General features: G+C 43.4%; 22 protein-coding genes and 1 pseudogene. 19 read left to right on the top strand and 4 right to left on the bottom strand.

Features of this window, described 5'->3' with window-relative positions:
• The 3 genes and pseudogenes from QZ942_RS04430 to QZ942_RS04420 form a co-directional block, all read left to right on the top strand.
• A pseudogene (locus QZ942_RS04430) lies at positions 1-475 on the top strand (CDP-diacylglycerol--serine O-phosphatidyltransferase); the annotation flags it as partial.
• 228 nt (positions 476-703) lie between these two features.
• Entirely contained in the window at positions 704-2,236 is a 1,533-nt protein-coding gene (locus QZ942_RS04425; protein ID WP_292993484.1) for a 2-isopropylmalate synthase, read from the top strand.
• A gap of 11 nt (positions 2,237-2,247) precedes the next feature.
• The gene (locus QZ942_RS04420; RefSeq protein WP_292993483.1) at positions 2,248-2,766 is read left to right on the top strand and encodes a TlpA disulfide reductase family protein; all 519 of its coding nucleotides are present in this window, start codon (positions 2,248-2,250) and stop codon (positions 2,764-2,766) included.
• A gap of 58 nt (positions 2,767-2,824) precedes the next feature.
• On the opposite strand, the gene QZ942_RS04415 is transcribed toward QZ942_RS04420, so the two are convergent.
• Both QZ942_RS04415 and QZ942_RS04410 read right to left on the bottom strand, forming a co-directional pair.
• Positions 2,825-3,415, bottom strand: a complete 591-nt coding sequence (locus tag QZ942_RS04415; RefSeq protein WP_292993482.1) for a lytic transglycosylase domain-containing protein — start codon at positions 3,413-3,415, stop codon at positions 2,825-2,827.
• The gene (locus QZ942_RS04410; RefSeq protein ID WP_292993481.1) at positions 3,403-5,112 is read right to left on the bottom strand and encodes a proline--tRNA ligase; all 1,710 of its coding nucleotides are present in this window, start codon (positions 5,110-5,112) and stop codon (positions 3,403-3,405) included. Before QZ942_RS04410 ends, QZ942_RS04415 begins: the two co-directional genes overlap by 13 nt.
• Before the next feature lie 207 nt (positions 5,113-5,319).
• Here QZ942_RS04410 and QZ942_RS04405 point away from each other — a divergent pair, with 207 nt between their 5' ends.
• The 10 genes from QZ942_RS04405 (at position 5,320) to QZ942_RS04360 (ending at position 14,260) form a co-directional block, all read left to right on the top strand.
• On the top strand, positions 5,320-5,880 hold the full coding sequence (locus QZ942_RS04405) for an RNA pyrophosphohydrolase (protein WP_292993480.1): 561 nt from the start codon (positions 5,320-5,322) through the stop codon (positions 5,878-5,880).
• A 177-nt stretch (positions 5,881-6,057) separates the two neighbouring features.
• Positions 6,058-7,050, top strand: a complete 993-nt coding sequence (locus QZ942_RS04400) for a cytochrome-c peroxidase (RefSeq protein WP_292993479.1) — start codon at positions 6,058-6,060, stop codon at positions 7,048-7,050.
• A gap of 249 nt (positions 7,051-7,299) precedes the next feature.
• Positions 7,300-7,545 carry an RNA chaperone Hfq gene (gene hfq / locus QZ942_RS04395; protein WP_013964969.1) on the top strand — a complete coding sequence of 82 codons (246 nt, stop codon included), beginning with the start codon at positions 7,300-7,302 and terminating at the stop codon, positions 7,543-7,545.
• Complete coding sequence (gene hflX, locus QZ942_RS04390) at positions 7,545-8,732, top strand: GTPase HflX (protein WP_292993478.1); 1,188 nt, start codon at positions 7,545-7,547, stop codon at positions 8,730-8,732. The genes hfq and hflX overlap by 1 nt, the downstream gene beginning before the upstream one ends.
• A 21-nt stretch (positions 8,733-8,753) precedes the next feature.
• Positions 8,754-9,932: an FtsH protease activity modulator HflK gene (gene hflK, locus QZ942_RS04385; protein ID WP_292993477.1), complete on the top strand. Its 1,179-nt coding sequence runs from the start codon at positions 8,754-8,756 to the stop codon at positions 9,930-9,932.
• Positions 9,933-10,808: a protease modulator HflC gene (gene hflC / locus QZ942_RS04380; RefSeq protein ID WP_292993476.1), complete on the top strand. Its 876-nt coding sequence runs from the start codon at positions 9,933-9,935 to the stop codon at positions 10,806-10,808.
• A gap of 244 nt (positions 10,809-11,052) precedes the next feature.
• Positions 11,053-11,238: a DUF2065 domain-containing protein gene (locus QZ942_RS04375; protein WP_292993475.1), complete on the top strand. Its 186-nt coding sequence runs from the start codon at positions 11,053-11,055 to the stop codon at positions 11,236-11,238.
• 44 nt (positions 11,239-11,282) lie between these two features.
• Positions 11,283-12,434: an ATP phosphoribosyltransferase regulatory subunit gene (locus QZ942_RS04370; RefSeq protein WP_292993474.1), complete on the top strand. Its 1,152-nt coding sequence runs from the start codon at positions 11,283-11,285 to the stop codon at positions 12,432-12,434.
• Between the two features lie 35 nt (positions 12,435-12,469).
• Positions 12,470-13,765 (top strand): adenylosuccinate synthase, encoded by a 1,296-nt coding sequence (locus QZ942_RS04365; RefSeq protein WP_292993473.1) that lies wholly within the window; start codon positions 12,470-12,472, stop codon positions 13,763-13,765.
• A 57-nt stretch (positions 13,766-13,822) separates the two neighbouring features.
• Positions 13,823-14,260, top strand: coding sequence for a GNAT family N-acetyltransferase (locus QZ942_RS04360; RefSeq protein WP_292993472.1), 438 nt, complete (start codon positions 13,823-13,825; stop codon positions 14,258-14,260).
• A 6-nt stretch (positions 14,261-14,266) separates the two neighbouring features.
• On the opposite strand, the gene QZ942_RS04355 is transcribed toward QZ942_RS04360, so the two are convergent.
• On the bottom strand, positions 14,267-14,662 hold the full coding sequence (locus QZ942_RS04355) for a hypothetical protein (RefSeq protein WP_292993471.1): 396 nt from the start codon (positions 14,660-14,662) through the stop codon (positions 14,267-14,269).
• Positions 14,663-15,143: 481 nt separating this feature from the next.
• Here QZ942_RS04355 and QZ942_RS04350 point away from each other — a divergent pair, with 481 nt between their 5' ends.
• Complete coding sequence (locus QZ942_RS04350) at positions 15,144-15,374, top strand: hypothetical protein (RefSeq protein WP_292993470.1); 231 nt, start codon at positions 15,144-15,146, stop codon at positions 15,372-15,374.
• A gap of 761 nt (positions 15,375-16,135) precedes the next feature.
• On the opposite strand, the gene QZ942_RS04345 is transcribed toward QZ942_RS04350, so the two are convergent.
• Positions 16,136-16,333, bottom strand: a complete 198-nt coding sequence (locus tag QZ942_RS04345; RefSeq protein ID WP_292993469.1) for a hypothetical protein — start codon at positions 16,331-16,333, stop codon at positions 16,136-16,138.
• 147 nt (positions 16,334-16,480) lie between these two features.
• Here QZ942_RS04345 and ilvA point away from each other — a divergent pair, with 147 nt between their 5' ends.
• The 5 genes from ilvA to QZ942_RS04320 all read left to right on the top strand — a co-directional run bounded on the left by ilvA (position 16,481) and on the right by QZ942_RS04320 (position 24,538).
• Positions 16,481-17,992 carry a threonine ammonia-lyase, biosynthetic gene (ilvA, locus tag QZ942_RS04340; protein ID WP_292993468.1) on the top strand — a complete coding sequence of 504 codons (1,512 nt, stop codon included), beginning with the start codon at positions 16,481-16,483 and terminating at the stop codon, positions 17,990-17,992.
• 737 nt (positions 17,993-18,729) lie between these two features.
• Complete coding sequence (gene epsA, locus QZ942_RS04335) at positions 18,730-19,629, top strand: XrtB/PEP-CTERM-associated transcriptional regulator EpsA (protein ID WP_292993467.1); 900 nt, start codon at positions 18,730-18,732, stop codon at positions 19,627-19,629.
• Between the two features lie 434 nt (positions 19,630-20,063).
• Entirely contained in the window at positions 20,064-20,870 is an 807-nt protein-coding gene (locus QZ942_RS04330) for an FxDxF family PEP-CTERM protein (protein ID WP_292993466.1), read from the top strand.
• An 83-nt stretch (positions 20,871-20,953) separates the two neighbouring features.
• Entirely contained in the window at positions 20,954-22,129 is a 1,176-nt protein-coding gene (locus tag QZ942_RS04325) for a PEP-CTERM sorting domain-containing protein (protein ID WP_292993465.1), read from the top strand.
• Between the two features lie 300 nt (positions 22,130-22,429).
• Complete coding sequence (locus QZ942_RS04320) at positions 22,430-24,538, top strand: methyl-accepting chemotaxis protein (RefSeq protein ID WP_292993464.1); 2,109 nt, start codon at positions 22,430-22,432, stop codon at positions 24,536-24,538.
• Positions 24,539-24,543: the final 5 nt, after the last annotated feature.

The following is a 24,543-nucleotide window of genomic DNA, read 5'->3' as shown; positions in this document are numbered from 1 at the left end:
GTGGGCTTTGAAAGATATGGATCAATGGGGCTGGATTATCGCATTTATTTACTGTGCATGTGCGGCTTTGCGGCTTGCGCGATTCAATACCAATATAGAAGTGGTTGATAAGCGTTTTTTTCAAGGCTTGCCTAGTCCTGCCGCAGCTGCATTAATCGCAGGACTTGTTTGGGTAATGCTTAATTTTCAGGTGCAAGGGAGTGATATAAAATGGCTGGCTAGTATCGTTACCTTATTTGCTGCTTTAACCATGGTTAGTAATATTCCTTATTATAGCGGTAAAGAAATTAATTTACGTCGCCGGGTTCCATTCTTTACAGTCTTATTATTAGTACTGTTCTTTTTTGTTTTAATTCCCAGTCATCCGCCGCTCGTATTATTTTCTCTGTTTGCGGCGTATGCATTTTCGGGTTATTTTGTTAAATTATGGCGGTTTGGCAGAAGTAAAAAAAATAGTGAAACACCGAGCTCCTGACGATTATCTATTGCACAGAAAGAAAAAACTATTTATATTCACAACCATTATGTTTGCAAAAAAGTATAACCACTTGCTACATTTTCTTTCAGATCCGATGGCTCTATCGGGATCGTTGTTGCGCCTTGCGCGCTAAAATTTTCTATCCCTATTTCCCTTTCTTCCCTATAAAATTCGAAAAACGAGTTTTATCTTACTTTAAGTTTTCTTCCTGAAGTGGAGAGCATAATGCAAGAGCATTTAATTATTTTTGATACGACGCTGCGTGACGGTGAACAAAGTCCTGGTGCGTCCATGACTAAAGAAGAAAAGGTGCGCATCGCCTGGCAGCTGGAACGTATGGGTGTGGATGTTATTGAAGCAGGATTCCCAGCAGCATCTAACGGCGATTTTGAAGCTGTTAAAGCAGTGGCTGACTCGGTAAAGGCAAGTGTGGTATGTGGATTGGCACGTGCGATCGAGGCTGATATTCAGCGTGCAGGTGAAGCATTAAAAGGTGCGCAATCGGCGCGTATCCATACGTTTATTGCGACATCTCCAATCCATATGAAGAATAAACTAAGGATGTCGCCTGATCAGGTGATTACACAAGCCGTGAAAGCTGTGAAATGGGCGCGTCAGTATACCGATAATGTTGAGTTCTCTCCAGAGGATGCAGGTCGCTCAGAAATAGATTTCTTGTGTCAGATACTTGAAGCTGTTATTGACGCAGGTGCGACGACATTGAATATTCCGGATACGGTGGGTTATACCATGCCGGATCAGTTCGGTAAGCTGATTCGTAGTTTGCGTGAACGCATTCCGAATTCGGATAAAGCGATTTTTTCGGTACATTGTCATAATGATTTAGGGTTGGCTGTAGCCAATTCGCTGGCTGCCGTTATGAATGGCGCGCGGCAAGTGGAATGCACCATTAATGGCTTAGGAGAGAGAGCAGGCAATGCCTCACTGGAAGAAGTTGTTATGGCTGTGCGAACGCGCCAGGATTATTTTCCCTGTGATACGAAAATCGATGCCACGCATATTGTATCGGCAAGTAAGCTGGTTTCCGGCATTACCGGTTTCCCGGTGCAGCCCAATAAAGCGATTGTAGGAGCCAATGCTTTTGCACATGAATCTGGTATTCATCAGGATGGCGTGCTGAAACACCGAGAGACATACGAAATCATGCGCGCAGAAGATGTGGGTTGGGGTGCAAACAAGTTATTACTGGGAAAACATTCCGGGCGTAATGCATTCCGCAATCGCCTTATGGAGTTAGGCATTGAACTGGAATCCGAAGAAATGCTCAATAATATTTTTATGCGTTTCAAGGAGTTGGCGGATAAGAAGCACGAGATATTTGATGAAGACCTCCATGCACTGGTTTCAGATGAAGTACTGGTACTACAAGAGCGCTACCGATTAATATCACTTACCATTCACTGCGAAACAGGCGAAGTTCCTTATGCGCGTATTGTTATTTCTGACGATGGAAGTGAAATGAACGCTGAATCTCAAGGAAGCGGTCCGGTGGATGCGACTTTCCGTGCGATTGAAACGCTACTATCCAGTGGGGTTAAGCTGCAATTATTTTCGGTTAACAATATTACCAGTGGAACTGATGCACAAGGAGAAGTAACCGTACGGCTACAGAAGTCTGACCGTATCGTCAATGGACATGGCGCAGATACCGATATTGTTGTGGCGTCAGCAAAAGCCTATCTCAGTGCGCTCAATAAGCTGCATAGCAAGCTGGAACGGGCTCATCCGCAGGTATAGCAGAGTTGAGAATGTCGACAAGAACTCAATGGAAGCTTTGCCACAAAGTGATGAAGCACAAACTGGCAGTGTTGTTTTGTTTGGTAACACTGATACTGAGTGCTCAAGCACAAGCATTTCAGTTCAAAGATGCTACAGGGAAGATTCATAAGCTGGCAGACTATAAAGGACGGTGGGTTCTGGTTAATTTCTGGGCAACTTGGTGTCCGCCATGCTTGAAAGAAATTCCTGATTTAATTGAGTTATATGAGAGCCGAAAAGACATTATGGTGATTGGTGTGGCAATGGATTTTAGTGACCCACAAGTGGTTATGGATTTTGTTCAGTCGATGTCAATTACATATCCCACTGTTTTAGGTAATCGGCAGATTGCTTCTCAACTCGACGATATTTCACTGCTGCCCAGTACTTATTTTTTTGATCCGGATGGAAAACCAGCTGCGCGCCAGCTTGGGATCATTTCGAGAGAAAGTATAGAAAAGTTTATTGAGTCAAAGTCAATTAAGAAAAGTGTGGGCCAAACGCGCTAATAAATTTGATTCAGTTTCTCGATTGATAATCAATAGAAATACCTAACTATTTTTTCGGCTATGATGCGGTATAACGCCAAGTGGTTTGCCATTTATTAAACACAAGCTGTGGATAGGTAATTTCACCCAAGCTGCCATTGTATCGTCCAAGGGCACGGAAATAATCGCCTTTTTCTTTATTGAGGTAATGGCGCAGAATGGTGCATCCATAGCGTAAATTAACGCGCAAATGAAAAAGATTGTGATCCCGGTGGCCAATGGCTTCAGTCCAGAATGGCATCACTTGCATATAGCCGCGCGCACCCGCATGCGAAAGGGCGTATTTTTTGAAACCACTTTCAACTTGAATCACACTTAACACAAGTTGCGGATCCAATCCTGCACGTGTTGCTTCATAAAAAACCGTTCTCAGAAATTCTTCCCGTTCGATTGGATCAGGTATGAATTTCTCTAAGCGGCGACTCATGCTGATAAGCCAAGTGATACTGTCAGCTACGGCGGCATATTCAGTGTATGAAGCGGCCTGATCACTTCTTTCGTGGAGAATGACTGTTTGGGTATTGGCAGCAAGCGTTTCATAATGCGGATTATTGGCATGTATGATGCCTGTAAAGAGCAAAAGTAGTATCGTGCAAATTAGTTTGTACATATTTTATTTGCTATAAATGAAAAAATTAGGTCCATGGGTATCGCTTGCGATGCTTGATCTTTTCTTCCTTGATATTCAATGATGGATTGCTTGAGACCTCGTTCGCCAATCACAATCCGATGCGGAATACCTATTAACTCCATATCGGCGAACATGACACCAGGGCGTTCGTCACGATCATCTAAAAGCACTTCGATTTGAGCATCTGAAAACTGTTGATACAGTTTTTCCACGGCATCTTTTACCAAACTACTTTTCTGCAGACCAATCGGTATGATTGCGAGCTGAAAGGGCGCCATCGTGGCTGGAAAAATGATGCCATGATCATCGTGATTTTGTTCAATTGCGGCGGCAACAATGCGTGAAATACCGATGCCATAGCAACCCATTTCCATGTATTGGGTTTGACCCGATTCGTCGAGATAGCTGGCTTTCATGATTTCAGAATATTTTGTACGCAACTGGAAAATATGGCCTACTTCAATTCCGCGGCAGATTTCTAGTCTTCCTTTACCGTCCGGAGAATCATCACCTGCAACAACATTTCGGATATCGAAAACATGATCGGGTATTTTGAGGTCACGATCAAAATTCACCTGTGTCAGATGAACCCCTTCTTTGTTTGCCCCACAAACAAAGTTACTCATACTCATGACAGTTTGATCAGCAATCACACAAGTATCTAACCCAACGGGACCAATGTATCCAGGTATTGTTCCAGTCTCAAGTAGAATATCTGATTCGCTTGCCATCTGGAACTCGGATAAAAAGGGTATTCTCCTCACTTTTAATTCGTTGAGTTGATGATCACCCCGCAGTAATAGTAAAAATATTTTATTATTTGCCTTTACTGCAAGGGTTTTGATTGTTTTTTGTAATGGTATTTCTAAGAATTCCGCAACTTCAATACAGGTTTTTTTATTGGGTGTTGGGATTTTCAGCATAACACCTTCGGGTTTAGCCCGTTCTTGTTGCGCTGATAATGCACTAGCCAACTCAATATTGGCGGCATAATCTGATTCTGGACAAAATGCGATCGCATCCTCACCAGATTCAGCTAAGACATGAAATTCATGTGAACCACTGCCTCCTATAGCACCAGTATCAGCCGCAACGGCACGAAATTTCAGACCAAGGCGTGTAAAAATACGGCTATAAGTTTCATACATGAGTTGATAGGTTTGCATCAGACTGTCTTCATCAGTGTGGAAAGAATACGCGTCTTTCATTAAGAATTCTCGTGCACGCATTACTCCAAAACGTGGTCGAATTTCATCACGAAATTTTGTTTGTATTTGATAGAAATTGAGTGGTAATTGACGATAGCTTTTGATTTCTCTGCGTACTATGTCGGTTATGATTTCCTCATGCGTTGGGCCAAAACAGAAATCATGTTCATGCCGATCTTTGATTTTTAGCATTTGTGGACCGAATACATCCCATCTGCCAGTTTCTTGCCATAATTCAGCAGGTTGTATCGCAGGCATCAAAACTTCTATAGCGCCACTTTTATTCATTTCATCACGAACAATGTTTTCTATTTTTCGTAGTATTCTTAAACCCAACGGCATCCAAGTATATAGTCCACTGCCTAAGCGTTTGATTAGCCCGGCGCGTAGCATAAGTTTGTGACTGATTAGTTCTGCTTCGGTAGGTGCTTCCTTAAGCGTTGAAATAAAAAATTGCGAGACGCGCATGAGTGATTCCATTATGATAATAAGATGATAGTAATTTTACCTTGAAATACTTGGCGAAGTGCGAGTTAGTCTATCGTTATGGATAGATTATCAACTTAAATAGATAGAATCTCTCTAAGGTATGGAGTTTTTGTTTTATAGGCACTTTCAATCTATAGTAAAGTATGAAAAAATCTACCCATTTGATGGGTCAAATGAGTAATTCACATGATTGACCGTAACGGATATCGCCCCAATGTTGGTATTATCCTGCTGAATTCAAAGAATGAAGTATTTTGGGGTAAGCGCATAAGACAAAATTCTTGGCAATTTCCACAAGGTGGTATTAAGTCGGGAGAAAGTCCTGAGCAAGCCATGTATCGGGAATTAACTGAAGAAATAGGGTTGCATCCAAATCACGTTGAAATTGTTGGGCGAACGCGCGATTGGCTGAGATATGAGGTACCTGATCGCTGGATTAGGCGTGAATGGCGCGGAAACTACAAAGGCCAAAAGCAAATTTGGTATTTGTTGCGTTTGATAGGGCGCGATAGTGATGTTTCGTTACGCGGAAGTGCGCATCCAGAATTTGACGCTTGGCGCTGGAATCAATATTGGGTCGAACTAGATTCGGTTGTAGAGTTTAAACGCAAGGTTTACAAACAAGCATTGACAGAATTATCACGATTGTTAAAAGCTGATCCTTGTCAAAGCGCTGGTTATGATAAAAATAATTTAGCCAGTGAAACAAGAGAGATTCTAATTAATCATCTGGAAGTGAATGAATAGTCCGTTTGATATAAAGTATTTATTAAGGGTTATTTGAGTTATTCCCAGTAAATTTTAAGAAACGGGGTAGAATTGCTTCACTTTGTTTTTTAAAGATTCCCATTTGTGGGTGTTTCATCAGGCGTAATCGGCTGCGCCATTACAGCCGTTTTATTATATCTATTTAGGGAGAAACCGATGAAGATACGTACACTGGTTGCGTCACTGTTATCGATGGGCGCTCTTGTCACTTCGATTAATGTTTCAGCCAATGAACCTATCCAACCCATTAAAGCTGCTAAAGTAACAAATGCTGATATGGTTGAACTGGGTAAAATGTTATTTTTTGATCCACGCTTATCGAAATCCGGATTTATTTCCTGTAATTCTTGCCATAACTTAAGCATGGGTGGAACAGATAATATACCGACCTCTATTGGTCATAAGTGGCAAGAAGGCCCAATTAATGCTCCTACTGTATTAAATGCTAGCATGAATTTAGCTCAGTTCTGGGATGGACGTGCTAAGGATTTAAAAGAACAAGCGGGAGGGCCTATCGCAAATCCAGGTGAAATGGCTTCAACGCATAAAGTGGCTGTCGAAGTGTTGCAATCAATTCCTCAGTACCGCGGTTATTTTCAAAAAGCATTTGGTTCTGATCAGGTTGATATCGATCGAGTAACCACTGCGATAGCTGCTTTTGAAGAAACATTGGTTACACCAGGATCACGTTTTGATAAATGGCTGGAAGGTGACAAAAAATCACTGAATCAGCAGGAGCTGGAAGGGTATGAGTTATTTAAGAGTAGTGGTTGCTCGGGTTGCCATAATGGACCAGCTGTAGGTGGTGCGCTTTACCAGAAGTTTGGTGTACATCACCCTTATAAAACAGCAAGTAAAGCAGAAGGAAGAAAAGCGGTTACTGGAAAAGATACTGACTTGAATGTTTTTAAAGTACCAACATTGCGAAATATTGAATTAACTTACCCCTACTTTCATGATGGAGCGGCTGCAACATTGGAAGATGCCGTAAAGACTATGGGTAAAGTGCAATTAGATCGTGATTTTAACAAGAAGGAAGTTGATAGTATTGTTGCTTTTCTAAAAACATTAACTGGTGAGCAACCTGATATCAGAATGCCGATTCTTCCACCTTCCAACAATAGTACACCAAGATCCGTACCGTTTTAATTTCTCTAGAATTTAAAAAATCGGAAGCAATTTTGTTGAATTTTTCTTGAAGTATGGAAGACAAATCAAGCATCCAGATGTTATGAACATAACCTGGATGCTTGCAATGTGGCGATCATTATGACAAACAATGATTGATTTAATTTTGTGGTTCTACTGATTAGTGAAATCTGTTATAGATTTACATATAAAAATAAAGTAGAGTCACTATTTATTCCAATAACTAATAATTAGAATAGGGAGTTACCTATGGGTAACAAGGGACAGTTACTGCAAGATCCATTTCTAAACATATTGCGCAAAGAGCATATTCCGGTATCGATATATTTAGTAAATGGTATTAAATTGCAAGGACAAATTGATTCATTTGATCAATATGTAGTACTGTTGAAAAACTCAGTTACGCAAATGGTATACAAGCACGCGATCTCTACAGTAGTGCCCGCAAGAGCTGTTACTATTCCTATTGAAACAATGGAAGCTCGTGATACCTGATGCCTGAATCAGGTTTGGATAGAATAAAAGCTATTAATCCAGCAATACTAGTTGGTCTTGACTTTGGTAGTGCTACGCATAAAGATAGCTTGCAAGAGTTAGAGCAGTTGGCTATCAGTGCTAAGATTCAGGTTATGGCGGTTGTGGAAGGAAAACGTTCTCGTCCTGATCCTACAACTTATATTGGAAGCGGAAAGATCGATGAAATAGCGCAGCTATTATCGCAGAACAATGCTTCGCTGGTAATATTTAACCATGATTTATCGCCAGCTCAGCAACGTAATTTGTCCTTACGCTTAAATTGTAATGTCGTCGATCGCACTTGTTTGATTCTCGATATTTTTTCTCAGCGTGCTAAGAGTCATGAAGGAAAGTTACAAGTAGAATTGGCCCAGTTAGAACATCTTGCAACACGCCTTGTGCGTGGATGGACGCATCTTGAGAGACAAAAAGGCGGTATTGGGTTGCGTGGTCCTGGCGAAACTCAACTGGAAACAGATCGACGATTAATTAAAAAGCGAGTTAAATTACTTAAAGAAAAGCTTTCAGCCTTGCAGCGTCAACGTAACGTCCAAAGACGATCAAGACGGCGTACAAATGTACTTTCGGTATCTATAGTTGGTTATACTAATGCAGGAAAATCGACTCTATTTAATAAATTAACACGTGCGCAATCATATGCTGCCGATCAGCTGTTTGCCACATTGGACACGACAACACGAAAACTGTTTCTCGCTGAAAGCGGTTCAGTAGTAATTTCGGATACCGTAGGATTTATTCGCGAATTGCCGCATATGCTAGTGGCAGCTTTTCGTGCAACGCTTGAAGAGACTGTTCAGGCCGATATACTGCTTCACGTAATAGATGCCAGCAGTCCGAATCGTGATGAACAGATCGAAGAAGTTAATAAGATATTAAAAGAAATCGATGCTGATACAATTCCTCAAGTTTTAATCTTAAACAAGATTGACCTAACAGACTTGGCGGTGGGCGGCAAAGGTTGCGCACGCGATGAGTATGGTAGAATATCACGCATTCGTTTAAGTGCAAAAACAGGCGATGGGATAGAGTTTGTAAGATTAGCGTTGACAGAAGCACTTGTGGAAAACTCCAAGAAAATGTATGAGCAATCTACAGATATTAAGAAAGTAATTGGAGGTTGTGCTACGGTACAAGAACTTTTTTGAACGAACAAAACAGGAATTAATATGGGATTAAATGATCCACAATGGGGAAAAAATAAAGGCGATTCCGGTCCACCAGATTTGGATGATGTGCTGCGCAATGTTAATAAAAAGATCAATAATATTTTCGGGCAAAAAAAAGGTGGTGGAGGTGATGAGGGTTCAAATACTCAAGGCCCCAAGCAACAGAGTGGCGGGAGTATCGCATTGATTCTCGGCTTGCTCGTGGTGGTGTGGCTGGCAAGCGGTTTTTATATTGTGGATGAAGGCCATCGAGGTGTTGTATTGCGTTTTGGTCAATATACTGACACGACACCGGCAGGCTTGCGTTGGCATTTACCTTATCCTGTCGAGAAAGTAGAAATAGTGAATGTCAGTCAGGTTCGTACAGTTGAAATTGGTTACCGTAACAATGTGAGAAGCAAGGTGCTCCGGGAGTCATTGATGTTGACAGATGATGAGAACATCATAGACATTCAGTTTGCGGTGCAATATATATTGAATAATCCAGAAAGCTTTCTGTTTGAAAATAGAAATCCTGAAGAAGCAGTTCTACAAGCAGCTGAGACTGCGATCAGACAAGTGATTGGTAAGAGTAAAATGGACTATGTCCTTTATGAAGGGCGTGAGCAAGTTGCAGCCAATGCGACTCAACTGATGCAGAAGATTCTAGATCGTTATGCGATAGGTATCTCTATCAGCAAAGTGACTATGCAAAATGCGCAACCGCCAGAGCAGGTTCAGGCTGCATTTGATGATGCAGTAAAAGCAGGGCAAGACAGAGAACGGCAAAAGAATGAGGGACAGGCTTATGCCAATGATGTGATTCCAAGAGCTGTTGGTAATGCTGCTCGATTGATTCAAGAATCTGAGGGATATAAACAACGAGTGATTGTAAGTGCCGAGGGTGACGCCAGTCGTTTTGAACAAATTCTTGTGGAATATAGTAAAGCGCCAAAAGTGACGCGCGAACGTTTGTATCTAGACATGATGCAACAGGTACTCTCCAATACTAGTAAGATTCTCGTTGATCAAAAGAATGGTAATAATCTCTTGTATTTGCCGTTGGATAAGCTAATAAATATGAGCGGATCAACGTCAGTTTCACCAGTAACTGCGCAGCCAATGGTGCAGGAGGCAGCGCCAGATAGTGGAATGCGGGCACGAGAGTCTTTTCGTAGCCGCGAACGGGAGATAAGATAGATGAAAAATTTTACATCAGTGTTTTCAGGTATCATCATTGCAGTGTTTTTTCTGGGAAGTTCTGCAATCTATATTGTAGATCAGCGGCAACAAGCTATTTTGTTTCAACTAGGGGAAGTGATTGATGTTAAAACGGAACCTGGTCTTTATTTTAAGATTCCTATCGCACAAAATGTACGTCTTTTTGAGAAACGCATTTTGACGATGAACACAGAAGAACCTGAACGTTTTATTACTTCGGAGAAAAAGAACGTTTTGGTAGATTTGTTTGTGAAATGGCGTATTGTAGACGTGAAACAATACTATATCAGCGTACGTGGTGATGAAAGTTTAGCGCAAACACGTTTAGCGCAAACTATTAATGCCAGTTTACGTGATGAATTTGGTAATCGTACAGTTCATGATGTTGTTTCGGGTGAGCGTGATGTTATTATGGAAATTATGCGTCAGAAAGCTGATAGCGATGCTCGTTCGATTGGAGTAGAAGTTGTTGATGTGCGTTTGAAACGAGTGGATTTGCCTCAGGAAGTCAGTGAATCGGTATATAGACGCATGGAAGCGGAACGTAAAAGGGTTGCCAATGAATTACGTTCCACTGGTGCTGCTGAATCAGAGAAGATTCGTGCTGATGCCGACAGACAACGTGAAGTCATAATGGCGGAAGCATATCGCGAAGCTCAGAAAACGATGGGTGATGGTGATAGTCAGGCAGCCGCAACCTATTCAAACGCTTTTCAGAAAGACGCCGAATTCTATGCTTTTTGGCGTAGCGTTGATGCCTATAAACAATCTTTCAAAAATAAAGGAGATATGTTGATTCTTGAACCTACCTCCGATTTCTTCAAGTATTTGAAAAATCCTGCTGTTAGTAAATAAAATGAGGGATTGATCGATTGGCGATAGGCCCGAAGATTCCACTAAGATTTTGCTTATTGAAGAATAAGTTTTAGTCTATGGTTTTCTTACTTAGTGAATATATGTAATTTTTTCATATAGTAACTTATGAAGAGGTTCTGGAAATCGTGGATATTTTTATACTCGATTACAACAGAACCTCTTAATTTTTTCTTCTATTTTAGAAAACGTAATGAATGCCTGATTTAGCAGGAGCTGTATTAATATGTGGGAAAATTTTCTGATTGCGATTGCCTTGATGTTAATTCTAGAAGGGATGCTGCCATTTTTATCTCCCCAGACTTGGAGAGAAGCATTTAGAAAAATGATTGAAATTAATGATCATCAGATACGTTTTATTGGTCTGACTTCAATGTTGGTTGGACTAATGTTGCTACTTATCGTAAGTTAACATTATTTTCTATTCTTCTCGTTGACAATTTGTCGATCATAAACATGCAAAATTGGCTACTTCCAGAATATGTCGAGGATATATTACCTGTAGAAGCATTGCATATCGAAGTAATGCGTCGTCAGATCATTGATTTGTTGCTGGTACACGGATACCAGCAGGTAATGCCGCCTTTGTTAGAGTATGTGGAATCGTTGCTGTCCGGCAGTGGCAGCGACATGGATTTGCATATGTTCAAAGTGATAGATCAGCTTAGTGGGCGCATGATGGGCCTACGTGCCGACATGACTCCGCAAGTTGCGAGAATTGATGCACATTTGTTGAATTCTGAAGGCATAACACGTCTATGCTATGCCAATAGCGTATTGCATACCGTGCCATCTGGGATAACCCAAACTCGAGAGCCATTGCAAGTAGGTGCGGAACTTTATGGCCACTCAGGGTTGGAAAGTGATCTAGAGGTTCAACGGATCATGTTGCAATGCTTGTCTGTCGCAGGTGTTAGTAAAATTCATCTGGATCTCGGTCATGTGGCAGTTTTCCGGGGTCTAATTAAAGGTGCGTGTATATCGCGAGAACTTGAAACCGAATTGTTTGCGGTTTTGCAAGCGAAAGATGTTTCGACTTTACAGGAATTGTGTATAAAGTTACAAAAAAATACGCGTGACGCATTGATGTTATTGCCTCAGCTTTATGGTGATAAGAATATTTTGGTAGATGCTATTAAACGATTGCCGGATTATCCGGAGATTAGAACTGCATTGAATGAATTGAGTATAGTGGAAGAAGAATTGAAACCAATTGTCGATGAGATTGCGTTTGATTTGGCGGATTTGCGTGGATATCACTATCATACCGGAATGGTCTTTGCTGCGTATGCGAATGGCTGCTCAAACGCTATTGCTTTAGGTGGACGTTATGACGAAATAGGGAAAGCTTTCGGGCGGGCACGGCCAGCTACTGGTTTTAGCATGGATCTCAGAGAGCTGTCCAGATTGGTGAAACCTCAAACATATCCCAGCGGAATACGCGCGCCTTTCCAGAAAAAAAATAAAGAACTGGAAAATATGATCGAGCAACTGCGCAGCTCAGGGCAAATCGTTGTGATGGATTTACCGGGACAAGAGAACGAATCCTTGGATTGCGATAGGCAATTAGTATTTCATAATGGGCAATGGATCGTTGAGGAAATTTAATATTTTAGAAGAAAAGTTTTTTAGAGATTAGTGATATGACTAAAAATGTAGTAGTCATTGGTACGCAATGGGGTGATGAAGGAAAAGGCAAGGTGGTTGACTGGCTAACAGATCATGCGCAAGGCGTTGTACGCTTTCAAGGCGGCCATAATGCGGGTCATACCTTGGTCATAGGAAATAAAAAAACCGTATTACATCTGATCCCATCCGGCATACTGCGCGACCGTGTTGTTTGTTATATTGGAAATGGAGTGGTGATTTCTCCGGAAGCGCTGCTCAATGAAATTGATATGCTTGAGCATAATGGTGTCAATGTCAGTGGGCGCTTGCGGATTAGTGCAGCTTGTCCGTTAATTTTGCCCTGTCACGTCGCATTAGATAATGCGCGTGAGACTGCTAGAGGCGTAGGGAAGATTGGCACCACAGGACGTGGTATCGGTCCAGCTTACGAAGATAAAGTCGCGCGACGCGCAATTCGTTTGCAAGATTTATTCCACCGTGATCGCTTTGCTGCGAAGTTAGGTGAGATGTTGGATTATCACAATTTTGTGTTGAAAAATTATTTTCATATGCCTGTCGTAGATTTTCAAAAAACCATGGATGATGCACTGGTACAAGCTGAGCGGATTAAACCGATGGTGGCTGATGTTCCCCAGCTTTTATTTAATGCGCACAAAGCGGGGGATAATCTGTTATTCGAAGGCGCACAGGGTGCGTTATTGGATATTGATCATGGCACATACCCATTTGTCACGTCTAGTAATTGTGTGGCTGGCGCGGCAGGTCCTGGCAGTGGAGTTGGACCGCAAATGTTGCATTATGTGCTGGGTATTACCAAAGCATACACAACACGTGTTGGTTCTGGGCCATTTCCGACTGAACTGGACGACGAAGTAGGCAAGCATCTTGCCACACGTGGACATGAATTCGGTTCGACAACAGGGCGTCCTCGCCGCTGTGGTTGGTTTGATGCGGTTGCACTAAAGCGCTCGATTCAAATAAACGGAGTCACAGGGCTATGTATTACTAAATTAGATGTCTTAGACGGTGTAGAAATTCTTAATCTTGGGGTAGGGTATAAACTGAGCGATGGTAATAATAGCAATATATTGCCGATTGGTGCTGATGATCTGGATTGTTGTGAACCGATCTACGAGGAAATACCCGGATGGTCAGAAAATACAGCCGGAATTAAAGAGTTTGATCAACTGCCAAAAGCCGCACAGGATTATCTGAAACGTTTGGAAGAAGTTTGTGAAATACCCATCGATATGATTTCTACAGGACCTGATAGAGAAGATACTATCCTGTTGCGCCATCCTTTCAAATGATGAACATTGGTCACTCAATGTGCAGTAACCAACCTAACCAACTGCAAGAAGTAAATCATGCGCTACTCTCATCCGGTACATATTGTGAGCTGGGAAGATGAAGTACTCACTTTGCGTGCTATCCGAACTGAAGTTTTTATTCATGAACAGCAAGTTCCGGAATCTTTAGAATGGGATGAGTTCGATGCAATTAGTACACATGTGTTAGCAAGCAATTCTGATGGACAACCCGTGGGGACTGCAAGATTATTGCCGGATGGTCATATTGGACGTATGGCAGTATTAAAGGAATGGCGGGGTAAAGGATATGGCAGTGCCATGCTGCAAAAGATGCTGGAAGAATTAAGAAACCGGCATAAACAAAAAGTAATGCTCAATGCACAAGCGAGCGCAGTTAAATTCTACGAAAAATTTGGATTCAAGGTTTCTGGGGAAGAATTTTTGGAAGCCGGTATTCTTCATGTCAAAATGATACTTTTCTTGAAGTCGAATTAGCCCTGTTTATTTTCTATCAGTTTTCCCCCATTCATTAGCTAACGCATCTGAAGCTTGTTTCCATTGATTGATTGCCTGTTCCATTGAGATCCTAGCCTGTTCTGATTTTTTTCTGGCAGTTTCAGCCTCTTGCTCGGCTGTGGCTAATTTCTGCTTAATTGCGGCCAATGTCTTTTCTGCAAAAACAGCATCCTTATTTAAAGTATCCGCTGATTGCTTGGCTTGCATCATTTTGTCATAGGCAATACTGGCATTTTTTTGAAGATTCGAAATATTTTCTGCGTGCACAAGAGGCAGAACCAAAACGTTCAGAAAAAGAATGAGACAAGTTCTAGTAAATAAAATGGTGAAATTATTTTTTTTAAAATTGGAATTAATCTTCATAATTACCCTTTCAGTCATTAATTCATAAGTTTCTATGGTGTATTCATATAGCAAGGAAAGAGCAAATTAAGAATTCTATGAAACATATGATTCAGTGAACCGATGCATCTCTGCAATGTGACGCTATTAAGTTCTGCGCCAAGATTTTTCAATAAAACCTGATTACTGATATAAGAATGGATAAGTTCATAGAGTCTCATCAAACTACCGACGTAAGAAACTAACACAATGTTTCTCTTACTGCTCTATTGCATCTTGAGATATTGTAAAATCAGTATACACAAAAAGTGTGAATTCTTGTTCATTGCTAACTGTAAAACAGTATTTGATACTAATAAAAGGAATTAGAATGTATATGTCGCCAGGGTCGCTAGTGCTGAAGGTAAGTGTAATTTTTATTTGTAGCTTGTCGCTGATTATGTTCGCAACGTCAGTGCTTGCAAGTTGTAAGGGATGTTTGTGTTCGGGAGATCCTTGTAGCCTTTGTCCATTGCCTGCCATGCAAGATAATCCGACAAAGCCAGGTGAGCATGATCTATGTGCGAGGATAAAAGAAAAAGTGCCACCAACTTCGGCACAGCCGGGATCTAATGAGTATTTCCCAATTTTGGATAAAGCTATTATGATATGTGTGAATGAAGGGGGAGATGTCATTAGAAATAAGCAGCGTAATGCGGAGTTTCCATCAAGTTTTTATTGTAAACCACCAAGTCTCATGAAAAAGAATTAATGGATGCTTCGAAAAAACCATTACAGTGTGATTCGGATTGCCTCGTTTCTCGGGAACGAGAGAAAGAGCATTCATGCTAAGTAATTTCACTGACCATTCAACTGATGTTATAAATGCCAACAATGCGCCATAGCGTATACGCAGGGGCAGACTCACACGAAAACGATGATTGATTCCCCCTTCTAAATGTTCACGTTCACAATAATCTGGCGGAAATTGATCCCAGTCTTTTCGCTGCGCGATCTCTTGTAACTCACGTTGGTATTGCAAATCAATGTTATTCTCCGCGAACTCGAGGAAATCCTTCACATATCATGAATTGGAAGTCAAATGCGTAAATTGGTGTGTTGAGAAACTTTTCAGTATCAAATTCTGGCATAACTTTGGTGACGATTAATGTTGGCGTTCAGTGGATGAGCAGTTCGAATCTTCAATTGATCCATAGGAACAGCAAGTGAAGTATCATGTTCAATTATTGCTTTCTTTCTTTGGTCTTCGATTACGACATCGGGTGTTTATCTAAGGAAACTCTGAATAACTCATGTTTGTCATTCCGAACAAAGCGAGGAATCTTTGTAAATCAACGCGATAGATTTCTCTCTGCGCTCGAAAGGACAGTTATTCAGAGTTTCCCTAACATTTGGTCTTAAATATTCAGGATCGTTCTCATTCAAACAACGAAATGTCACGGTTACTGTGGTGTCAATTCCCATACGCGCGCGAGCGGTTGATTCATTAGTGATCATAAAGCGTTTGCCAAGTCATGTGCATTTTTCTGTTCCCGCTTGAAAGGCACTTTCTCTCGCCTGTGATGCAAGGCGATATCCATCAGCAGTTGCGGTTACGGAGTAAGTATCTCGCCCCATTTCTAAAACCTGGCTGGTAGAGAGACAACCACTTAGAATAATGACCATGATGGTTGCTGTAATGGATCTGATTTTATGATGCTGTGGGTACATATGTGAATTCCTAAATAAGCTTAGATTTTTAGTAACTATTTTCCAGAAATTTCATAATGGCAACAAAACTTACACCCTCCTGATCGTGATAAAATCCTTTTCCAAGTCCCAGATTAAAAGTTTACCTGGATTTACCCGCCTTCCTTTATGAAAAACAATTACCTAGAAAGAATACTGACCGCGCAGGTTTATGATGTGGCGATCGAGAGTCCGTTGGAGCTTGCTGCCAATTTATCCGGGCGCATCCATAATCAGGTGTTATTAAAGCGGGAAGATTTGCAGCAGGTTTTTTCTTTCAAGCTGCGCGGTGCATATAACAAGATGATCAAGTTATCGCCTGCGGTGCGCAATCGCGGTGTGATTGCGGCCTCTGCCGGTAATCATGCGCAAGGTGTGGCATTAGCTGCCAAGCGGTTGAGCTGTAGCGCGACCATCGTGATGCCGGTGACGACGCCGCAAATCAAGGTAAATGCGGTGATGGCGCTGGGCGCGACAGTTGCCTTGCATGGCGATTCCTATAACGATGCTTACGAGCACGCGATAAAACTGGCGAAAGTAGAGCAAGCCACGTTTGTTCATCCCTACGATGACCCGGACGTGATTGCCGGGCAGGGAACAGTCGGCATGGAAATCTTGCGGCAGCATACCGGGAATATTCACGCGATTTTTGTGCCGATTGGCGGAGGCGGGTTGATTTCCGGCATAGCGGCTTATGTGAAACGGCTGTATCCGAAAATCAAAATCATCGGCGTCGAGCCGGTCGATTCGGATGCGATGTACCGTTCATTACAAAGCGGCCGCCGGGTCAAATTGGCGCAAGTGGGTTTATTTGCGGACGGCGTGGCGGTGCGGCATGTGGGCAAGGAAACCTTCCGCTTATGCCGCGAACTGGTCGACGAAGTGATTCTGGTCGATACCGACGCCATTTGCGCTGCAGTCAAGGATGTATTTGAAGATACGCGAACGATACTGGAACCTTCCGGCGCGCTTTCCGTTGCGGGCATCAAAGCGTACGTCGCACGTGAAAAAATCCTGCATAAAACGTTGGTTGCGATTGCATCCGGTGCCAATATGAATTTTGACCGGCTGCGGCATATCTCAGAACGCGCAGAAATCGGTGAGCGGCGTGAAGCTGTGTTGACCGTGACGATTCCGGAAAAACCCGGCAGTTTCAAAAAGTTCTGTAATTTATTGGGCGCCAAAAGCATCACCGAATTTAACTACCGTTATGCCGATCCGAAAGTGGCGCATGTTTTTGTCGGCGTATCGGTGCGCAATCAGGAGGAAACCCAGAAACTGATCAGCGAATTAAAACAAAGCGGCTTGGCTACCGAAGACATGAGCAACAACGAAATGGCCAAGCTGCATATTCGTCATTTGGTCGGCGGACACGCGCATGACGTTAAAAACGAAATTCTCTACCGTTTTGAATTTCCTGATCGTCCCGGCGCGTTGATGAATTTCCTTAACAACTTGAGCCATAATTGGAATATCAGCTTGTTTCATTACCGCAATCATGGCGCCGACTATGGCCGCGTGCTGATCGGAATCCAGGTTCCTCCGGAAGAAAGATCTGACTTCAAAGCATTCCTGAATCAACTGGGTTATCACTATTGGGATGAGACGAAGAATCCCGCCTATAAGTTATTTCTTGGGTAATCCAACCAAACTTAATGCTGATTGGATTACATTAGGCTTTAGCTGATAAGTGCGTTATTCCATGTCATGGAATTGCAATGCTGCCGTGCATCACAAGAATCATACAATTCACCTCGTAACGGATTTGTTCAATGGGTTAAACAGCCGGTCAGGGAAGAATTGACTGGAATTTGGCTATCAAATGTCCGTTTGAACAGTAATTGCGTTTTTTAGAATTATGTTTCGACTATTCGTTACAACCATCTGCCTCGCGGATCTGCTCGATCTACATCTACCGAAATATTAATCGTCATACCACCGGAACTACGTAACCAGATCGCGAACGGTTCATTGCTAAGTGGACAAAATCCATTATTCCTATAGATAGTCTGTGACAATTTGCCGCATTGACGCCATTGATGTATTCGCATAACAATGCCGGGGAGCGATTGAAAGGATAGTCGTAAATAAGTTCCCAGTCTTCTTCACTTTTCGTGGTTTACCGTGAACATTATCTGCATTTTTTTGCTTATTAGCGCACGCAATTTCATTTGTGAGCGGAGATCGCATATGGAAAACTTTCTTTCACACAGTCTAAATATTGGTTCGGTCTTAATTCGCGGCCGGAATAGCGATAATCCTGATCCGATATCAGAGGCCTATGCTGTGCTGCGAGCGATTGCGCTCAATCGCCCATCAAACAATTGTTTCGGACGACTTTGAATTGATAAAAATACTGTACTGGCAGGCTGCTTTACATGAATTTTTTACCCTCGACATTTGATGGGAGTTTAGAGCTTTACTTCAGAATCATCCGAGAGGGGATGGCCGTTCGCAGTCATTGCGATCTGTTGAAGTGGCTGCAGGGAGAAGTGCAACACTATCTACCGCATAAGATCATGCTCGCGGTTTGGATTGGTACTGCCGAGAACCAGGTTGAATACGACGTTGTTTCCGCATTGCCAGGAATCAGAACCGGATTTTTACATTCGGAAAAATTGTTAACGTTGCAACAGGAGCTTTATAGCTTGTGGATTGCGCTGGGCAAAGTGCCTTACCGGCAAAGCCTGGATGCACACGATTCCCAGTCCGATGATTACACGCCGCCTTGCACTACTGGCGAAATATTCTGCGGCATGCGATCTTTGCTCGTACACGGAGCCAGTGACGAGCGCATGGGTCAGGACTGTCTTTACATCATATTTAATTCGAAGGATAGTTTCGACGACACTACGCTGGGTGTTATGGAGAGCCTGCTGCCGTATCTTGATAACGCTTTGCGCCGGATCAAGCCCTGGGCTTGTCAGCATCAGACTATGTTCCCCTCGGAAAATTTGCTGCAAAGCAGGAAAAATTATGGATTGAGTAGGCGCGAAGCCGAAATAATGGACTGGGTCAGGATGGGCAAAACAAATTCTGAAATCGCATCCATTCTTGGAATCAGTGCTTGCACGGTAAGAAACCATTTGCAGAGTATTTTCAAGAAACTTAATGTCTTCAATCGGGTACAAGCCATCGCCAAGGTTGGTCCAACCCCGATCATCGCTAATCCGCCCTTGCTTTCACCTTCTACCGCCCCGCTGCGCGCGAATCCAATCAATATTTCGTCGGCTTACCGGTCAAGCCTAGAAATCGTGGTTGACCGCTTGAAAGGATAAAAAATAGCAGATTCCAAAGAATTCTTCCATGATTGACGATTTCGTCCATTCGGTGAAGCCGTTAACGCAGCGAATTAAAGGATACTTGTAGCTTCTTGGAACGGATAGCCATTTGCATATCATTATGCCTGGTCTCAGCACACCCTTAATCACATATTCCACTTTGTCCATGTATGGATTCTAGGATTATCCACTCATGGTTTGATGTGCCTTATTAAATTCCAATAGGTTGTACTTTAACCCTGTGCATATCCCTTTTACCCAGCCGGGAATGGGTTCATTGTCAATAGTCATTTCGGACTATTGTGAAGAATAGATGGATTCACGCATGCTATTGATGGATGGGATTCATTCATTCTAAGTACATCATCGTAATCTTGCCTGAACAAGGTGAGCTTTATCTTAAACATAGGTTATAAAAGGATAGAAAACTTATGAAACATTCACTTAAATATGCATTGATTTTTGCCGGTTTGGGCGCTGGGTTAGCCTCAGCGCCGGCTATGGCCCACTTCTTTCCGAAGACTCTAGGCACGTTTGATGGAACACCGGGAGCAACGGCTACTCTCACGGCCAGTGTTTCGGGTAATTACGGCTGGATCGACGGTACCGATAACGATTGGAGCGATACGCATAGAGTGGTCGCCTATCAATTCACACTAACCAATGACGCCGAAATTCAGCTTTCATTCGAACAAGCGGTTGCGTCCGGTGGACGCAACGGACTCACTCCGGGATTTTCGCTCCATAGGGGGCATGTGCACGATCCGTTTACTACTCCGGGCGGCGCGGATCACGACTACTCGGCCTCTTCAACAACTCTTCGTAACATAGATAGCGGAGGCGCCTTCACTGAAGGTTCATTCAGAGCATTGAGCGACTGGCGAATCACTAACGAAGCACCGCTTGATGAAGTTGCACCAAGCGTCTTCACCTACATTGGTCACGCTTATGATGGCTTTCAAGACTATGGCACAGGTGTCATTCCCGGGGGGGACAACTTGCTTGACAATATGGTTATGCAAAGTTTTCACCTAATGGCGGGTAATTACACTGCTTTTGTCGGTGGAAGTGATTATGCCAACCAATTCGCAGCACTGAAGACTTATGGTATGAGCGGCACCATCACGGTAATTTCTGCGATTCCAGAGCCAGAGACTTATGCCATGTTGCTGGCGGGTCTTGGTTTGATGGGTGTGATGGCCCGCCGTCGCAAAGAAGCTGACCCGCTTAACGGTTAAGCTGCTGCCCATCTTTTCCTATTTGCTTATTTATTACAAAGAACGGATGAGTACATCCATTCTAACTTTATACAGAGAAAGATATGAAATCTAAAACTATTAAGTATTCCAACGTAAAATTTGCTGGTTTCGCCGTGGCGAGTATTCTGTTTCTAGCTGCGAGCCAGGCCAATGCGACCAGTTATGTCTTCCATGATCTTGGCACCGCAGGCGGGCCCTGGTCAAGCGCGCTCGCCATTAATAACGCTGGACAAATCACCGGAGGTAACAGCCGCGGGACCTCTACCAGGGATGACGGGGAAATTCTTACGATTTGGCATGGTACCACCATGACCACCAACGAAACCTACGGCATGAACAGTCGCGGCTGGAGCATTAACGATTCAGGAGCGGTTACTGGCGGCTACGCTGACCGGGGATTCTGGTTTTTTTCTTCAACCTGGAACGCCGCGGGCGTTCGAACCGATCTTGATGACCTAGCGGGACGCAAGGACGAATTCTGGAGCGTAGGGCAAGGAATTAACGATCTCGGGCAAATCATCGGAGCTGCGGTGGCTGCTGATAACAGTTCCTACAAACCGCTACTCTGGGACAACAGTACGACACCTACGGTATTGGATACGCTTGGCGGGCAAACCGGCGAGGCATTGGGAATCAACAACGCCGGACTCGCTGTGGGTAATAGCTTTACAACCGGCGATACCGCCAGCCATGCGACATTGTGGGATATCAACAACGGTTCGGTTACCGATCTTGGTACCCTCGGCGGTATTGACAGCAATGCATTGGCGATAAACCAAATCGGGCAAATTGCCGGCTGGAGTTATCTCACGGGTGATCTCGCTCAGCATGCTACATTTTGGGATGGCGCTGCCTTGACCGATCTGGGTACCCTAGGCGGTACAAATAGCTCGGCACTTGCTCTCAACAACTTTGGACAAGTTGTAGGCTGGAGCGAATTGGCTGATGGTTCCCAGCATGCAATGTTCTGGGATGGTACTACCCTGATAGACTTAAATAGTTTTCTCGATCCTGCATTGGCAAGCGCTGGCTGGGTGCTGAAGGAAGCGGCTGGCATCAATGATCATGGTGCGATTGTGGGAACAGCGGTCAATAATCTTTTGGGTATTACCGACGGACACGCTTTCTTACTGTCTCCCGTTCCCGAGCCAGAGACTTACGCCATGTTGTTGGCAGGCTTGAGCTTGATGGGTGCTATGGTTCGTCGGCGCAAGATGGCTGGCGAGCGCCACGGATAAGGCGCTACTGTTTTCTATTTGCTTCTTGCAAAGAACGGATGAGTACATCCGTTCTAACTTAAAGCGTCGCGAGTAGGTCGCTATTCGCTTTACCCTGCGATTGCTTTGTTCTTGAATTTGCTGACATAAAATACAATAAATTCATAAATTCCTAAAAGACCTTGTTTCACAGGTCTTATCCTGTTTTTGACCCCACGTTTCAGCGATTAAGCTATCACCTGACAACAATCGTGTCTGGTGTCGTCTGTCATCAAAAAAACTGAATATCCAGACAAGCCCGTATCAATGCTGGAGAAAACAATGGAAGATAATTTATCTAAATTTGGCTTAACAACCAGAATGGTTGCCATAGGAAAGAAGCTGCCGGTTATTACCTTACCGGCAAAGAAAAGTATTCCTAAGAGTGCTTCCATTTTAAACACTAGCTGGATAATGGGCGGCATCTTGATGGTTTTTACTGTGCTGCTGTTGATCACACTGGCTATCAGCGTCAATCAAGCCAGGCAGCATACGATTCAACCGGAATTGGTTGCGCAATTGGAGATGCAGCATTTACGTTTGTCAAAAGCCGCACAGCAGGCGCACATGGGTAATGCGAATGCATTTGCCGAGTTACAGGATAGTCAAGCTCAGCTAAATCAGTATATTGCGCTGCTATCTCAGGGCGGGATCTATAACCAAGACAAGATCGTTCCAGCCGCAGATCAATCGCTCGCATTAATCCTGAATGCCTATCAGCAAAACTGGCAGATTGAGGCTAAAAAGGTTGCCCTGATTTTGAACCATAAAGAATCTTCGATTAAGCTAAACAGCAGCATCAAAACAATCCAGATTACGCAGAGTCAATTGACCAGACGCATCGAAGAATTAATCGGCCGTATGGCAGAAATCGGCAACCTGCCGCAAGAAATACGGACGATGGAATCCATAAAAATGCATGCGCGTACCGTAGCAAAAAATGTTAGAACGCTTCTTTCCAGCGAATTCTCGATGCCAGAAATCACCGCGCAGCTTGCTCAGGATCACGCACAAATTTCAGCGATTACCCAAATTTTAAGTCAAGGGAATAATGGACTTGGGGCGGCGTCAAACAGGGATGAGACTATTCAGGATTTGTTGTCACATGTTTATTCATTGCTGAGAAGGTTTGAAGATCACCTTCGAGTGATTCAACAAGAAATGCCGGTAACTTTTACTACCCAGTTGGCTATGGATGAAGTTGCGAACAACAGCGCAGCCATGCTGGATATGACGCGAGCGCTGAGTAGTGAAATTCAAGAACAAAATCGGCATATTGTCTCTTTATTTAACGCGCTGAATTATACATTTGGCGCATGCGCAGTGCTTGCACTCATATTTTTTGTTCAGTCAGTACGCCGGAATGCGCATTATCAAGATTTGGCAAGCAGAAATGAAGTTGAGAAAGCGCAAAAGGCAATCGTGACACTTTTGGACGATATGAAAAGAATCGCCGATGGCGACCTGACCATCCGCACGGATATCACGAACCATATGACCGGTGCGATTGCCGATGCCATTAATTGCACGATTGAAGAATTGCACACACTGGTGGAACAGGTCAATCAGGCCAGCGCGCTGGTTGTTAAATCGTCTAATCAGGCGCAATATGTTTCGTCGGGATTATTAACAGCGGCACAACAGCAAACGGCAAAAATTGAACAAACCACCCTGGCAGTGATCGGCATGACGGAATCCATCAGCAAGATATCCGATATGGCGACAGAATCCGCAAAAGTCGCCAAACAATCGTTGTCCACTGCGGAAAAAGGTACCTCGGCGGTGCGTGAATCCATTGCCGGAATGAATGAAATCCGCGCATATATTCAGGATACTTCCAAACGGATCAAACGCCTGGGAGAAAGTTCACAGGAAATCGGTGAAATTGTCGCATTGATCACTGATATCACCGATCAAACGAATGTACTGGCTTTAAATGCAGCACTGCAGGCAACTGCCGCAGGTGAAGCCGGACATGGTTTTACCGTGATTGCGCAAGAAGTGCAACGTTTGGCTGAGCGCTCAGCAGAAGCCAGCAAACAAATCAGTGAATTGATCGTCACGATTCAAGGTGACACACAAGATGCCATCGCAGCGATGGAGAGAAGCACGCTCGGCGTGGCAAAAGGTGCAAAACGCTCCGATGCGGCTGGACGGGCTCTGGAAGAAATAGAAGAAGTTTCAAAACAGCTTGCCCAACTGGTAACCAATATTTTTGACGTCACCAATACCCAAACACGGGCGGCACATAAGGTGGTTGCCAATATGGAAGAGATTCTGCATATTACCCGGCAGAATACTGAGGGGACGTTGAAAACCACGGGATCAATCAAACAGATTACCGGTTTTGCATCTGAGCTGAAAGCATCGGTATCCAATTTCAAGGTGTAATGTTG

Source organism: Nitrosomonas sp., assembly GCF_021731985.1.
GTDB lineage: Bacteria > Pseudomonadota > Gammaproteobacteria > Burkholderiales > Nitrosomonadaceae > Nitrosomonas.
The sequence above is the reverse complement of the archived record's forward strand: the minus strand, read 5'-3'. Positions and strand labels throughout refer to the sequence as shown.

Excerpts from the sequence above, each read along its gene's own strand:
- hflC (WP_292993476.1), top strand. The coding sequence starts at position 9,933 with ATGAAAAATTTTACATCAGTGTTTTCAGGTATCATCATTGCAGTGTTT.
- hflX (WP_292993478.1), top strand. The coding sequence starts at position 7,545 with ATGCCTGAATCAGGTTTGGATAGAATAAAAGCTATTAATCCAGCAATA.
- QZ942_RS04400 (WP_292993479.1), top strand. The coding sequence starts at position 6,058 with ATGAAGATACGTACACTGGTTGCGTCACTGTTATCGATGGGCGCTCTT.
- QZ942_RS04330 (WP_292993466.1), top strand. The coding sequence starts at position 20,064 with ATGAAACATTCACTTAAATATGCATTGATTTTTGCCGGTTTGGGCGCT.
- QZ942_RS04410 (WP_292993481.1), bottom strand. The coding sequence starts at position 5,112 with ATGCGCGTCTCGCAATTTTTTATTTCAACGCTTAAGGAAGCACCTACC.
- QZ942_RS04425 (WP_292993484.1), top strand. The coding sequence starts at position 704 with ATGCAAGAGCATTTAATTATTTTTGATACGACGCTGCGTGACGGTGAA.
- hflK (WP_292993477.1), top strand. The coding sequence starts at position 8,754 with ATGGGATTAAATGATCCACAATGGGGAAAAAATAAAGGCGATTCCGGT.
- QZ942_RS04375 (WP_292993475.1), top strand. The coding sequence starts at position 11,053 with ATGTGGGAAAATTTTCTGATTGCGATTGCCTTGATGTTAATTCTAGAA.
- epsA (WP_292993467.1), top strand. The coding sequence starts at position 18,730 with ATGAATTTTTTACCCTCGACATTTGATGGGAGTTTAGAGCTTTACTTC.
- QZ942_RS04360 (WP_292993472.1), top strand. The coding sequence starts at position 13,823 with ATGCGCTACTCTCATCCGGTACATATTGTGAGCTGGGAAGATGAAGTA.
- QZ942_RS04345 (WP_292993469.1), bottom strand. The coding sequence starts at position 16,333 with ATGTACCCACAGCATCATAAAATCAGATCCATTACAGCAACCATCATG.
- QZ942_RS04350 (WP_292993470.1), top strand. The coding sequence starts at position 15,144 with ATGCAAGATAATCCGACAAAGCCAGGTGAGCATGATCTATGTGCGAGG.
- QZ942_RS04415 (WP_292993482.1), bottom strand. The coding sequence starts at position 3,415 with ATGTACAAACTAATTTGCACGATACTACTTTTGCTCTTTACAGGCATC.
- QZ942_RS04320 (WP_292993464.1), top strand. The coding sequence starts at position 22,430 with ATGGAAGATAATTTATCTAAATTTGGCTTAACAACCAGAATGGTTGCC.
- ilvA (WP_292993468.1), top strand. The coding sequence starts at position 16,481 with ATGAAAAACAATTACCTAGAAAGAATACTGACCGCGCAGGTTTATGAT.
- QZ942_RS04420 (WP_292993483.1), top strand. The coding sequence starts at position 2,248 with ATGTCGACAAGAACTCAATGGAAGCTTTGCCACAAAGTGATGAAGCAC.
- QZ942_RS04405 (WP_292993480.1), top strand. The coding sequence starts at position 5,320 with ATGATTGACCGTAACGGATATCGCCCCAATGTTGGTATTATCCTGCTG.
- QZ942_RS04365 (WP_292993473.1), top strand. The coding sequence starts at position 12,470 with ATGACTAAAAATGTAGTAGTCATTGGTACGCAATGGGGTGATGAAGGA.
- QZ942_RS04370 (WP_292993474.1), top strand. The coding sequence starts at position 11,283 with ATGCAAAATTGGCTACTTCCAGAATATGTCGAGGATATATTACCTGTA.
- QZ942_RS04325 (WP_292993465.1), top strand. The coding sequence starts at position 20,954 with ATGAAATCTAAAACTATTAAGTATTCCAACGTAAAATTTGCTGGTTTC.
- QZ942_RS04355 (WP_292993471.1), bottom strand. The coding sequence starts at position 14,662 with ATGACTGAAAGGGTAATTATGAAGATTAATTCCAATTTTAAAAAAAAT.
- hfq (WP_013964969.1), top strand. The coding sequence starts at position 7,300 with ATGGGTAACAAGGGACAGTTACTGCAAGATCCATTTCTAAACATATTG.